General features: G+C 36.5%; 11 protein-coding genes. 2 read left to right on the top strand and 9 right to left on the bottom strand.

Features of this window, described 5'->3' with window-relative positions; genetic code table 11:
- Positions 1-31: 31 nt before the first annotated feature.
- The 5 genes from H4J52_RS11325 to H4J52_RS11305 all read right to left on the bottom strand — a co-directional run bounded on the left by H4J52_RS11325 (position 32) and on the right by H4J52_RS11305 (position 3,719).
- Positions 32-760: a YebC/PmpR family DNA-binding transcriptional regulator gene (locus tag H4J52_RS11325; protein WP_182177053.1), complete on the bottom strand. Its 729-nt coding sequence runs from the start codon at positions 758-760 to the stop codon at positions 32-34.
- A 143-nt stretch (positions 761-903) separates the two neighbouring features.
- The gene (locus tag H4J52_RS11320; protein WP_182177052.1) at positions 904-1,833 is read right to left on the bottom strand and encodes a PDC sensor domain-containing protein; all 930 of its coding nucleotides are present in this window, start codon (positions 1,831-1,833) and stop codon (positions 904-906) included.
- A 176-nt stretch (positions 1,834-2,009) separates the two neighbouring features.
- Positions 2,010-2,147, bottom strand: a complete 138-nt coding sequence (locus H4J52_RS11315) for a hypothetical protein (protein WP_182177051.1) — start codon at positions 2,145-2,147, stop codon at positions 2,010-2,012.
- Positions 2,148-2,182: 35 nt separating this feature from the next.
- On the bottom strand, positions 2,183-2,713 hold the full coding sequence (locus H4J52_RS11310) for a hypothetical protein (RefSeq protein ID WP_182177050.1): 531 nt from the start codon (positions 2,711-2,713) through the stop codon (positions 2,183-2,185).
- 124 nt (positions 2,714-2,837) lie between these two features.
- Positions 2,838-3,719 (bottom strand): LysR family transcriptional regulator, encoded by an 882-nt coding sequence (locus H4J52_RS11305; protein ID WP_310649654.1) that lies wholly within the window; start codon positions 3,717-3,719, stop codon positions 2,838-2,840.
- A 971-nt stretch (positions 3,720-4,690) separates the two neighbouring features.
- Between H4J52_RS11305 and astB the strand changes: the two genes are divergently transcribed.
- Positions 4,691-6,028, top strand: a complete 1,338-nt coding sequence (astB, locus tag H4J52_RS11300; RefSeq protein WP_182223640.1) for an N-succinylarginine dihydrolase — start codon at positions 4,691-4,693, stop codon at positions 6,026-6,028.
- Between the two features lie 76 nt (positions 6,029-6,104).
- Here astB and glsB read toward each other — a convergent pair whose 3' ends face one another.
- The 4 genes from glsB to ltaE all read right to left on the bottom strand — a co-directional run bounded on the left by glsB (position 6,105) and on the right by ltaE (position 11,978).
- Positions 6,105-7,037, bottom strand: a complete 933-nt coding sequence (glsB, locus tag H4J52_RS11295; RefSeq protein ID WP_182177047.1) for a glutaminase B — start codon at positions 7,035-7,037, stop codon at positions 6,105-6,107.
- A gap of 211 nt (positions 7,038-7,248) precedes the next feature.
- Entirely contained in the window at positions 7,249-9,543 is a 2,295-nt protein-coding gene (locus tag H4J52_RS11290) for an ATP-binding protein (protein ID WP_182177046.1), read from the bottom strand.
- A 54-nt stretch (positions 9,544-9,597) separates the two neighbouring features.
- Entirely contained in the window at positions 9,598-10,860 is a 1,263-nt protein-coding gene (locus H4J52_RS11285; RefSeq protein WP_182177045.1) for a PotD/PotF family extracellular solute-binding protein, read from the bottom strand.
- 104 nt (positions 10,861-10,964) lie between these two features.
- A complete protein-coding gene (ltaE, locus tag H4J52_RS11280) occupies positions 10,965-11,978 on the bottom strand; it encodes a low-specificity L-threonine aldolase (RefSeq protein ID WP_182177044.1) in 1,014 nt (337 codons plus the stop codon).
- 301 nt (positions 11,979-12,279) lie between these two features.
- On the opposite strand from ltaE, the gene H4J52_RS11275 reads away from it, so the two are divergent.
- Positions 12,280-13,794, top strand: coding sequence for a leucyl aminopeptidase (locus H4J52_RS11275; RefSeq protein WP_182224728.1), 1,515 nt, complete (start codon positions 12,280-12,282; stop codon positions 13,792-13,794).
- Positions 13,795-13,848 lie beyond the last annotated feature (54 nt).

Raw genomic sequence — 13,848 nt, 5'->3', positions numbered from 1 at the left:
AAGAGCATCCTGAGCTTAGTCTTATGTTAAATTATGACTCGGCAATATCAGCATTATGATAAACGTTTTGTACATCATCACAGTCATCTAACATAGCGATAAACTTCTCAAAATTTGCCGTGTCATCTTCACCGGTAATTTCAGTATAAGTTTGTGGTACCCACGTAATTTCTTCAACTTCTAAATCAAATTCTGGCATTGAATTCGCAAATTCAGTTTTAATTTTGAAAAACTCAGTGTGCGGGGCATAAACAGTAATGATACCGTCTTCAAGCTCAACATCGGTCACATCAATATCAGCCATCATTAAGGTCTCTAAAACAGCTTCATCATCTTCACCTTGAAAGGCAAATACGGCTTGATGATTAAACATGTGTGAAACAGTACCTGATGAACCAATTTTAGAATACGTTTTAGTAAAACATTGGCGAACGTCTTTAATGGTACGATTACCGTTATCGGTTAAACAATCGATAATAACCATGCAGTTACCCGGACCAAAACCTTCATATCGTGCCGCCACAAAGTCTTCACCGCCAGCACCAGATGCTTTCTTAATAGCATTTTCAATAACATGTGTAGGTACTTGGTCTTTTTTAGCTCGTTCAATTAAACCACGAAGTGTTAAGTTGCCGTCAGGGTCTACACCGCCTTCTTTGGCACTCACATAAATTGCTTTACCGTATTTAGAATAAACTTTAGTTTTCGCACCGGCTGTTTTCGCCATTGACAATTTGCGGTTTTGGTATGCTCTACCCATCTGAATGCATCTCATTGTTCTTAAAAAATTGATGAGCTAGATTCTACCCGCTAGGGTGAAGTTTGACTAGTGCTGTGGTCTGTTAATCACGTATATTTATGCCTTTATTGATATAAATATTACTAATAATTAAGCAATGTAAGCTATTTCTTCAACAATGTTTCTGCTTTTGCGCCAAGATAAACATAAAGTCCTAATCCAACCAGTAATCCAACTGAAGTTGCCATCATCGCTACCGCATTCACTAAGTATTCAGGCGAGCCAAGCACCGATTTAAACATCAGCAATAAAGCTTCTATCGAAACAGCAATTAAGATGGTCGCAATAAATCGAGTTATTGTTCGTCGTGTCGAACTGTGGCGTAATATATCTTTTTGCATGAGCACTTCTTCTTCAATGGTCGTTTTACCTAAGTCGAAAATAGCGAGTGCTAAGGTTAAAAAAATAATAATGCCAAACGGTTTTAATTGAAGATCTTCAGGGGTGGGTGAAAGCAGTAAATTAATTATTTCACTACCTGCCGAATATAAAAGAATACCCACGATAAAGAAAAGGCCAATAACAATGCATGAATATATACTAACAAAAAAAGGGTGGAATTTTTTTCGTTTTACATCGCCCATTAAAAACTCAATTGCCTGAGATAAGTTAATATCAATCACCAACACACCGACCACATCACCATTTTTATTGGCATATTTCATTGACGAAGAGATACATAAATTATGGCTAGAGGTTGATAAGTAGGGCTCGGTAACAATAATGTTATTATTTTCACTTGCTTTGATATAGTAAGGGCGATAAGAGCGGTCTATTCCAGGGCCTTCAATACTGTTTTTATTGACAACGTTATGCTTTGAAATGTTTTTACTACGTTGAATACCATCGGCATCTAAAGTGAACATCAACTCAATAAAAGGGTAATGTTTGGTCAGCCAATCCATTGAGTTTTTCAGTAAGCGTTCATCGTTAAAAAAATTTTCATCAAAAGCCCCTGCAACGATTGAAGCCATAAGCTCATGAATAGCGTCATGATATTCATGATATCTCTCTATTACACTAATATAGTTCATAAAAACTCGATTTTAATGATAAGTGTTTTTACAGGAAAGTGCCCGTTTAATGCGGTTAACGTAGTTTTATTTTATGAGGGTTGGGTATAAGGAAATAAGGTAGCAACGTTATTTTTATCATTTAAATGTTAAATGAGTTAACTGCGTTGCTACTGTATTTTAAATAGATCATTCATTTACCTTTGTTGTCGCGAGTTATTAAAGTGTTGTGTATTGTCTGTTTCTTCAATATCCCACTGACTTATTGATAAATGTTTAATGTTAAGCAGTAAAGTCGTTACGGATAAAATACTGTATAGCATTCGCTTTAGCATGTTGTATCTCCTAAATATTAACGTTGTAATGATGATTATTCGGCAAACTGTGCTGAAGTTGAAGCAAGAGTTTGAGATTTATAGAGTCGTTTTTTTACAATGTTTAAGTTACCAACGGTAACCGTATTTGCATCAATTAACACAGCTGCACTTAAATCAGTTAAGGCACCAGAAATATCATTATTTTTATATCTCGAAATACCACGATTACTGTAACTTAATGATTTAAGGTATAGGGCTTTGTCATTATATAAGTCCATGGCTTCAACATCGTTGATTGCCGCAGTACATGCTAATTCTGACTGTTTGGCATTATCAGCTTGTAAATAAGCAACACATAAACTCATATTGCTGTTGTATGAATTTTCATCTTTATGACGTCTGGTTAGTTTTTTAATACTCGAGTTAAAGTTTCCCTTAACAATATCTTGACTACCAGTAGCATCTTTAACGATAGCCACTTTTAAGGCTAAGTTGTTTTCAAAAGCCATTAAAGGGCTACTTATCACTAAAGTCATTACTAGAGTCATTAATGATTTTTTTAAAAAAACGTGTTCACTATTCATTTTGGTATCTCTTTTTAAAAGCGCATTGGGTTAATGCACGTTCACTATAGAAATTTTAATTTAGCTAAACAAACGATTAAAATAAACGTATTAAGTGAATAAAATTCACCCATCACCAACGCGGCTATTTATTGTCATTGGCGAAGGTTTCTTTTACCCAATTTGCGAATAAAGTTAGTTCGGTTTTATTTTCCATATTCTCATGTTGAATTAAATAGTATCTGTCGTTGGTATTTAGCTCTTCATCGAATAGTTTCACTAATAGTTCCTCGCTAAACCATGTTTTACTAATAGGAAGAGGTACTAAAGCAATTCCCATTCCCTGTTGAGCTGCTCGTACGACGCCAAACATACTGTCAAATTGTATAATTTGTTTCGGATCAAAATCGTCAATGTTAATGTTGTCAGCCCATTGATGCCATGACCAAGGACGAGAACGGTGTAAAATGAGTGGCGTGTTTTTTAATGCGGCAACCCCCATACTTTTAAGCTTTTTATAGAGTTTTTTATTGCAAGCAGGAGTGTAGCGAACAGGAAATAATTCATGAACAATACTGGCATTAGGCTTCCCATTGGCGAGTACGATTGATAAGTCAGCAACCTGGGAGGGCTCACTTCCTGACTTTATTGTCTCTAATTGCAGATTGATTTCTGGGTTCTTTTCAGACCATTCACTTAATTGTGGAATGAATAATTCGCTGGCAAAAAACTCAGGCAAACTAATGACAATTGTCTTGTTTTGTTGGTTATGAGTAAATTCTGAAATTGTCGACTCAAGCTGATGAATAATCGGCTGAATAGACTGATAAAACTGTTTCCCTGAACTGGTTAATTCTATTGATCGGGTACGTCTTTTAAAAAGGATAAAACCTAACTGTTCCTCTAGCTGTTTTATTTGATGGCTAACCGCTGAGGGGGTTAAAAATAATTGTGCGGCGGCATGTTTAAAACTTAAACATTTTGAGGCCACACAGAATGACCGTAAACCACGTATGGGTGTTTGAATAGGCATATAAGTAAAATATATTGATGAAGACAGAGGTGATTAGCAATACTTATACCGAAATTTAATTTATTGATATCATTGTTTATTTTTTTTTACTTACACGGTGATAAGGTCTTGCTTGCACTACTTTGGTTCGTTTGCACTAAAAGGACAGTAAAAGAAATAAAAAATGAAGGCAGAAAAAAAGGACATCGAATGATGTCCTTGAAATGAAACAGTTTAACAATATAAGTAAGTGCTATTAAAGAATCGGGGGAGATTCAAAATACATCTTCACCATAAGGTTATTCATCAAACGCCGCAAACGAGATAAATTCATCCGATAGATGAGTTTTTTTCACCTAGTAGTCAAAATAAAGGCAGAAAAAAAGGACATCGAATGATGTCCTTGAAATGAAACAGTTTAACAATATAAGTAAGTGCTATTAAAGAATCGGGGGAGATTCAAAATACATCTTCACTTTACGTTTATCGATCAAACGCCGCAAACGAGATAAATTCATCCGATAGATGAGTTTATTTCACCTAGTAGTCAAAAAAGACAGAAAAAAGGACATCAAATGATGTCCTTGAAATGAAGCCGTCTAGCAATAAAAAAGAGTGTTATTAAAGAATCAGAGATATTATTATTAAAAATAGGGAGTGATTCAAAAAACAAAACCATCATAAATTTATTCGATGAACATGGCAAATGAGATAAATTCATCTTATACTTTAACATTTTTCACCTATTAGTCTTACTGAGAGAAATAATTGATGAGAGAGACCACTTGCTATTCTTTTTACAGACCACCATTGCTTTATTTCTATTGAGTAAACACTGCACGTTACAAAAAATTAATGGATCAAAATGATGCATTAAACAAACATTAATATCACCAAAAATTGTAAGCTATTGATAGGTATTTTATTTTGGATTGGTGTGTATTTTGCTTTGCGATTAGCATAATGATAAAAATGTAGGAATGATGATGAAAAGTGTTGAAGTAAATTTTGATGGATTAGTGGGGCCAACCCATAATTATGCGGGTCTTTCAGAGGGTAATGTTGCGTCATTATCTAATACTCATAACAGCTCAAACCCTAAAAAAGCCGCCTTGCAAGGTTTGAAAAAAATGAAAGCTTTGCATGATATGGGATTAAAGCAAGGTGTATTTGCGCCTCAAGAACGCCCTGATATGTATACCTTAAGAAGACTGGGGTTTCATGGTAGTGATGATCAAATTTTGGCAGCAGCCTATAAAGCATCGCCAACCCTGCTCGCTTCTTGTTGCTCTGCTTCAACGATGTGGACAGCAAATGCAGCATCAGTGTCGCCATCAGCCGATACACTTGATAAAAAAGTGCATTTTACTTCTGCTAACTTAGCGAATAAATTTCATCGCTCACTTGAGCCTGAAACAACCAGCAAAATTCTTAAAGCGATGTTTGGTGACGAAAAGTATTTCCAGCATCACCAGCATCTTAATGATAATGAACATTTTGGTGATGAAGGTGCTGCTAACCATACGCGCTTATGTGAAGGTTATGGTGATGCGGGTGTAGAAATTTTTACTTATGGTCGTTATGCTTTTAACCGCAATAAACCAGTGCCTATTAAGTTTCCTGCTCGTCAAACGTTTGAAGCGAGTCAGGCTATTGCAAGGTTACATGGTTTGTCTGAAGATAAAACTGTTTTTGTGCAACAAAATCCCGATATTATTGATCAAGGTGTTTTTCACAATGATGTCATTGCGGTGGGAAATCAAAATGTCTTTTTTTACCATGAGCAAGCCTATTTAAATACCGCTGAATTTAAAGCTGAGGTAACACGTAAATTTGACAGCGAAAAACTGCACTTTCTTGAAGTTTCAACCGAACAAGTGTCTGTTCAAGATGCGGTTAATACCTACCTGTTTAATACGCAAATTGTTACGTTACAGGACAATACGATGGTCATTATTGCTCCAACGCACTGTCGTGAAAACATTCAAGTTAATGACTATTTACACAGATTAATCGCTGCGGATAATCCAATAAACCATGTTGAATTTTTTGATGTTAACGAAAGTATGAAAAATGGTGGTGGCCCTGCCTGCTTGCGTTTAAGGGTTGCCCTTACTGAAGAAGAATTACTTGCAGTGAATCCCAGTTGTTTATTAACACCCGCGTTATATACACAATTAGTTGCATGGGTTAACAAACATTATCGTGATAAATTAATACTTGATGATTTACGAGATCCTCAGTTAATTATTGAGTCACGTACGGCTTTAGATGAGTTGTCTCAACTTTTATCTTTAGGGTCTGTTTATCGCTTTCAGCAATAATTCATTAGAGAAATAAAAATCCCCCTTTTATAAGCAGTAAGTCTTTATGTCGGTCAACTTACTGCTTTTATCGGCTTTAATGGTAAATAGACAAGCCTAATTCTTCTGCAATACCTTCTACTAATTTCATACCAACAACAGAATTACCAAAACTGTTTAACGGTGGGCTCCATGTACAGATAACGCCATAATTTGGCACAATAGCAATTAAACCACCCCCAACACCACTTTTAGCGGGTAAACCGACAGAAAAAGCGAACTCACCAGATTGATCATACATACCACTGGTTGATAATATCGCATTAACGCGGTGGGCATCTTTCGGGCTACAAATAACCCGTTTTGTTAAGGGATCGACACCCTTATTGGCTAAAAAAAGCAAACTCTGCGCTAACTGCTCGCAGCTCATAGCGATTGAACATTGGGTGAAATAATGGCTAAGTACGTCAGGAATTTCGGCTTCAATATTACCAAAGCTTTTCATTAAGTAGGCTAGGGCGGCATTACGGTTACCATGGGTGAATTCAGATTGGTAAACCTCAAGGTCAACGCGAATATCTTCGTTGTTGGCAAGTTTTCTTACAAAGCCTAAGAAAGCGAGTTTACTGGCTGAATAATGGCTGGTTAATACGTCAGCAACTAATAGCGCTCCAGCATTTATGACCGGATTTCGGGGAATACCTTTTTCCCACTCAAGTTGAATAATAGAGTTGAAAGGTTGACCTGAAGGCTCCATTCTTACACGTTGCCATAATGACTCACCCAGACGATTCATTGCCATGACTAAACCAAATACTTTTGAAATACTTTGAATGGAAAAAGACTGCTGATAATCTCCCGCGCCTACAGTTTTTCCGTCAATGGTCGCGACAGATATACCCGCAAAATCAGGCCTAACAATAGCGAGAGCTGGAATGTAGTCCGCTACGGCACCTTTTACAAAGCTATCACGATGAGTAAGCAATAATGTATTTAGCTTATCTTGTAAATCAACAATGTTGCTTTTCATATAAACGTCGGACAGTAAAGTGAAGAGGCACTTATTATGCACAAATTAAACTTGATATGTAGCCCTAAAGGTCACTTTTTTAAATAAAGGGTTTTAATGCTAGAGTTCAACGACTTTATTGTAAATAAAGCCAATATATTGGCTTTATTTACAATCGGTAATGAATAATATCTTTAAGTTAACAAGTACCTTAATGATTTTTAATGTGGGGTTATTTTGTTGCCCAAGCGGAAAGTTTTTGATGTAATTTATCAATATCTATCGGTTTAGCTAAGTAATCATTCATACCAGCATTCATACATTTTTCTTTGTCTCCTTTCATCGCATTAGCGGTCATCGCGATAATGCGGATATCTTGATGTTCCTTTCCTGCTTTTCCAGCTCTAATCGCTCTAGTTGTTTCATAACCGTCCATTTCAGGCATTTGGCAATCCATTAAGATTAAATCATAGGACGTTGATTTTAGCTTTTCTATTGCCTCAATACCGTTATCTGCTATGTCAGCTTTAAGCTTTAATTTGCGGAGAATAGTCATTGCTACGATTTGATTTATCCTATTGTCTTCAACCAAAAGTATTTTTTTAAATAGTAAGTTAACATCTTTAATCGGGGGATTTTCCTCTGATTTGTCAGAAATATCTTTTTCTGGTTTTTGATAAAGCAAGTTAAAAGCAAAACAGCTGCCTTTGTTCAATGTACTGTCTATCTTTATATCTCCGGCCATAAGTTCACAAAGCTGTTTAACTATGGTTAAGCCTAAACCTGTACCTCCGTACTTTCGTGTTGTTGAATTATCAGCCTGAGAAAAAGGACTGAAAATATTATCTTGCTGTTCTTGAGAAATACCTATGCCAGAGTCTCTTACTTTACAAGAAAAGTTAAGTTGTTCATTGTTTACCTCAACAAGCAAAACTTCAAGTTCAATACCTCCTTGCTCGGTAAATTTAATCGCATTACTGATCAGGTTTATCAGTATCTGTTTAAGCCGAGTAGGGTCACCTATTACTGTCTTTTGAGAGAGTTCGATCGATTTAATAGTGAGCCCTAACGATTTTTTCTCGGCGATAGCAGCCATAATGATTACGACTTCGTTAATAATATCAGCAATATTAAAATGAATGCTCTCGATTTCTAGTTTGCCTGATTCAATTTTAGAGTAGTCTAAAATACTGTTAATTAAAGTCAATAAAGATTCAGAGCTAGAATTGACAAGACTAATGTATTCTTTTTGTTCATCGGTTAATGGTGTGTTTGACAATAAGCTGAGCATACCAACAACGCCATTCATGGGCGTTCTAATTTCATGGCTCATATTCGCTAAAAACATACTTTTTGCTTGGGTTGCCTTTTCAGCCTTCTTTTGTGATAGAACAAGTTGTTGATTTAATTGTTGTGATCGTATTAATAAGTCATTTGTTTGCTGGTTTTTTAATTGGAATATAGTGGCTGACTTCATTAAATGACCTATTTCATCAGCTCGATTCACTTCAAGTTCAAGGCCTTCATTAAGCTCTTTATTTTCTGCGAGTGTATTGAATACTTGGGTCACTTTTTCTATCGGAAATATGAGTCTTTTGAGTACATATAAGGTGATAAGGCTAGTAAAAAATATACCAAAAATAAACATAATAGTGCCACGTAAAATAGACTCGTCAACAATTCCATTAAGGTTTGAGTTACTGGAATCACGATATTGTAAGACAACTTTACTTAAGTCTTTCGCTAAATATAGAAATTCGTTTGCAGAGCCAGACATAACAACGTTTACTAGATAGTTATAATTTTTGGTTACTTGTGTTAATAATTTCATTTCGCTAGAAATAATGGCTAAATCTGTATTTATTTCTTTGATATTTAATGCGGTAGTAACACTTTTTAACTTATTGAGAATACGTTGAAAATTGATTGTGTTTTCAGTATTTGGTAAAAGAAAATATTGATAAGCAGCAAGCTGTAATTCAGATGTTAAATTACTAAGCTTCTTGTTATTTATACGTGTAGTATTAAGTGGGGGCGTGTTCGTTATATCGTCCGATACTTTAGTCGTAATACTTTTTAAGTGAGTTAATCGAGTGACTATCTTTTGATTAAACAATTCACCCTTTTTATCGATAAGTAAAACAACAGAATCAAAGTTTTCTCGGTAATCTTTTAAATGATTACGCATACTCTCTATGGCGACCTCTTGATTGTTGCCAATTTCATTTTTTTTGATTAAAAGTAACGTCATATCTAATTTACGAGTGACGGAGGTCATAATGTCATTCAATCGTTTTAACACTGAAGATGCTTGATTTTCTTTATAAATAAGTACGTTTCTTTGTAAATCTAAAACATCTTTCTCTAATGTTTTAACTTCAATAACGGCATCAACTATTTCTTGGTTAGAGGTTAGGCCAGTAATTAACAGTTTTTGGCTTTGATACGACACATACTCTTGTCCAATAAAAAGTAAAATTATAATCGTTAAAGAAAGTATTAGCTGTGCTTTTAAGCTTGGAAACATTTATAACACCACAAGGTTTAATTTTTTAACACACTTGAATGAAAAGTAGATTGTTTATGCATTAATAAATTCATACCATTTTTGAATACTATAATCATAGGTCGGCATGACAGTATTCCAGACAGCGACATTACTAAATCGTTGTTCATAACTGCCTCCTCGGCGAATATTTCCTTGATAGACTGATACTTTATTATCAACCCCTTTTAAGTCGATTGAAGCGGCTTTTCCATCATACCAATAGTCCCATTCTTGTGATGACAAGTAACGAGCGGTACGTTGCGGGTTTGAAATATAATAGCCTTGTCTAGCAATATAAGCGCCGGGCCAACCCGATAACCACCAATTCATATAGTCGTAAGCGGCATCTTTTACTTTACCCGTTGTCGCCTTTGATATACACATTACGCCATGCCAACCTCTGTACCCTTCTTTGGGTGCAGCGTAGGTAACGGGGACATTCATACCATTTAACGATGCGACAGCAGGAGAAAACATACTTTCTATAACGACTCGGCCTGATTTCATAAATTGAATTGATTCAGGGACCGAAGTCCATAAACCACTGAAATGTCCAGCTTGTTTTAAGCCAATTAATATACCAAACAGTTTATCTAATTCTAGCTTGGTCATCGCGCCAATATTATTAAAAGACATTAGATTTTTAGCTTGTACTGCCAGCGCTAAGTCAAATATACCAATGGTAGGCGCGTTGATAATACCCACACGACCACTGTACTTTTCGTCTAATAACCACCCCCAACTTTCGGTTTCGTAAGGTATGCCTTCTTTAATAAAGTCAGTGTTGTAACCAAACGAATCAACATTATGAACATAAGGCAAAAAGCTGATGTCGTTGGTGTGGTTTTCTCCGAGTTGATTGTTTTTTTGAATATGTAATATCTTATAAGGAGCATCGCCATCACCCAGTTTTGCTGATGGTGTTATTTTCCCCGTCTTACTTAAGTTGTTAATTTCATCCCAATGAGTAATTCTTCTTTTATCTATAGATTGAATAGCGCCAGAGCGCCAAAGAACATTAATACTATTTGACCACTGTTCGTATAAATCGAATGACTGTGGAAACATTGATGCTTTTTGTAAAACTGCCGCGCTACCTTTGGGTTCAAAGATCAAGTTGATGCCAAGGTCTTCCATGGCTTTTTGTCTTAGTTCTTCTTGTAATGTTACATGCGTGCCCAAAATGCGTAAGGTTACTTTATTGCGGGCAAATACATAAGGCGCTTTGGCAATTGCTATACCGGCAGCACCACCTAATGCAATTTTCTTTATAGCATTTCTACGTGACTTATCCATTTGATTTTTCGTATGTAATTTATGTAATATATCGAGTATAGATAATAGAAATAAAAAATCGAATGATAATCACACGATATGATCTTTTTATGGAAAAATTTACTCTATTTATTTAATGCCACTTTTAATGCTGAAATAAAGTAATTGATATCTGCTTTACTCAGATCTAAATGCGTAACCAAACGCATATAGGTACTCGGTGATATTATAATTCCTTGAGCTTTTAATTTGGTGGCGATGGCGTGAATATCGATTGATTTTTCTACCTTAACAAAGACCATGTTAGTGGTAACTTGCGCGAGGTCAACCTCAAAGCCTACAATATTATTCAGTTGATTTGCTAGATGTTGCGCATTTTCGTGGTCAACGTTAAGCTGTTCAACATTTTCAGTTAAGGCTATTTTAGCGGCAGCACAGAGAATACCGGCTTGACGCATACCGCCACCCAGTACTTTTCGCCAGCGTCGGGCTTTGGCTATGACTTCAGTTGAACCTAATAATAATGAGCCAATAGGCGCGCCCAACCCCTTAGATAAACACACCGACATGGTGTCAAAATATTGTGCTATTTCAGTGACATCTACGTTTAAAGCTGTCGCGGCGTTATAAACTCTAGCGCCGTCTAAATGTAAACTTAATTGATGTTTGTTCACAAAGGTTCGCAAATTGGCTAAGTATTTTAATGGGAGCACTTTGCCATTAATAGTATTTTCAATGCTAACCAGTTTGGTATGAGCAAAATGGGAATCATCAGGTTTAATCGCTTTTTCTAGCTTCTTTAAGCAAATGGTGCCATCTTTCTCGTTTTCTATCGGTTGTGGCTGAATTGATCCAAGGACCGCAGCACCGCCACCTTCAAATTTGTAGTTATGGGCTTGTTGACCACACAAATATTCGTCACCACGCTCGCAATGGGCCATAAGTGCTAATAAATTGGCTTGTGTGCCTGAACTACAAAATAATGCGGCATCAAAGCCATGGCGTACCGCGGACCATTGTTCTAATTCATTTACCGTTGGGTCGTCGCCATAAACATCGTCACCGACCTCAGCCTGAGACATTGCATTACGCATTTTTAAAGAAGGTCGGGTTACGGTGTCAGAGCGAAAATCAATCATTTTACATCCAAATAAAGTATTAATAGCCACAAAGTATAAACGGTTATACTGACGAAAATATAGAGAAATAACCTCATTTTTTAAATGAAGCCACAAACAACTCAACGAACGGTTTACCGATTAAAAGATATAAAAATACAAGCCTCTTTATGTCACAATATAACAAGGCCGAACCTTTCGCTTTGAAGCTTATTCAGGTTTTTTAGCTCAAAGTAAGGCACTGAACTCATATGGTTTTACTATCGTATGTATAAGATATAGTTGAATTATAAATATTTTTTACACTTTAATAGAGGTTTTTATGTTATCTAAACGCACCACCACTTCAGTTGCATTGGCTATTGTTCTTTCAAGTACATCAGTATTTGCTGAAAAAATAAGTTTTGCAGATTCCGTAACTGTATCAGCAGATACTTTAGTGGTTTTTCACAGTAAAGATGGTAATGACAGTGATTTTTCTACTTTTGATAAAAAAAGCCAAGGTCACTTAACTAAGGCTGTTAAAGCAGAAGGTTTCACCAGTGAATACGGTAGTTTCTTACAAGTTGTTGCGCCTTTTGGCTTAGATTATGACCGAGTGTTAATCGTCGGAATAGGTGAACAGGAACAATTAACTAAAGACAAGTTAACCGCATTGGGAGGTAATTTACTGGCTAAGTTAGATACCAAATCAACTAAAATCATCGAAGTCTCTACAGATGATTTGGCTAACAGCAATACCTCTGCATCTTTATTAGCCCATGGCGTAAGCTTGCGCGCTCACCGGTTTGAACAATATCATAATGAAAAACGCAGCGAAAAAACGTTTGTTTTTGACGTTGAAAATGGCAAAGCAGCACAACTGGCTTACACTCCTTTAGCCAATATTGAGCAGGGTGTTTTTTTAGCCCGCGATTTAACCAGTGAAGTACCTACTGAAATGACACCTGTTGATTTTGCAAATGCGGCAAAAGCACTTAAAAAGCTGGGTGTTGAAATTAAGGTGTTAACGCCTAAGCAACTTAAAAAATTAGGTATGGGAGCTTTAGAGGCTGTTGGTCGTGGTAGTAAAGACGGTTCACGTTTAGTGGTTGCGCATTATAAGGGCAGTGATGAAGCACCTATTGCCTTAGTAGGTAAAGGGATCACTTTTGATTCTGGTGGTTACAGCATTAAAACTGGAGCATCTATTGCTCGAATGAAGTCAGATATGGCTGGCGCCGCTGCTGTATTAGGCACAATTAAAGCTTTAGCCCTCAATGAAAGCAAAGTAAATGTTGTTGCTGTGATGGGAATGGCGGCGAATATGGTTTCTCAATTTTCAATTGCACCGGGTGACGTAGTTACAACAGCCGAAGGCTTAACGGTCGAAGTCGTTAATACTGATGCAGAAGGGCGCTTGGTATTATCTGACGCACTTTGGTATGCGCGTGAATTTTATAAGCCAGAAATAATGGTTGATGTAGCAACGTTAACAGGTTCGAAAGTTCGAGCGCTGGGTGACCGTTATGCGGGTTTATTTTCAGACGACGAAGCCTTAGTTACAGAATTAACTTTTGCAGGAAAGCAGGTGAATGAAAATTTATGGCGCTTACCGCTGGGTTATAAAGATATGCTTGAAACCGATATTGCTGATTTACAAAATACAGGTACAGGCGGACCCGGCGCAACAACAGCAGCAAGTTTTTTACAGCAATTTGTGGGCGATGTTCGATGGGCACATCTAGACATTGCTGGTAATGCGTTAAGCAGCAAAGCAAAAAATGAAGTCCCAACGGGAGGCACTGGTTTTGGTGTGCGTTTATTGTCGCAATGGTTAATGACTAGGGAAAAGTAATGGGCTAATCGTTGATCTTTCATTAAATCGAGGTCACTGATTTAAACGATGGCG

The organism is Colwellia sp. MB02u-14 (genome assembly GCF_014076915.1).
GTDB lineage: Bacteria > Pseudomonadota > Gammaproteobacteria > Enterobacterales > Alteromonadaceae > Colwellia_A.
Note: the sequence above shows the minus strand (reverse complement) of the source record. Positions and strands in the feature narration are given on the sequence as shown.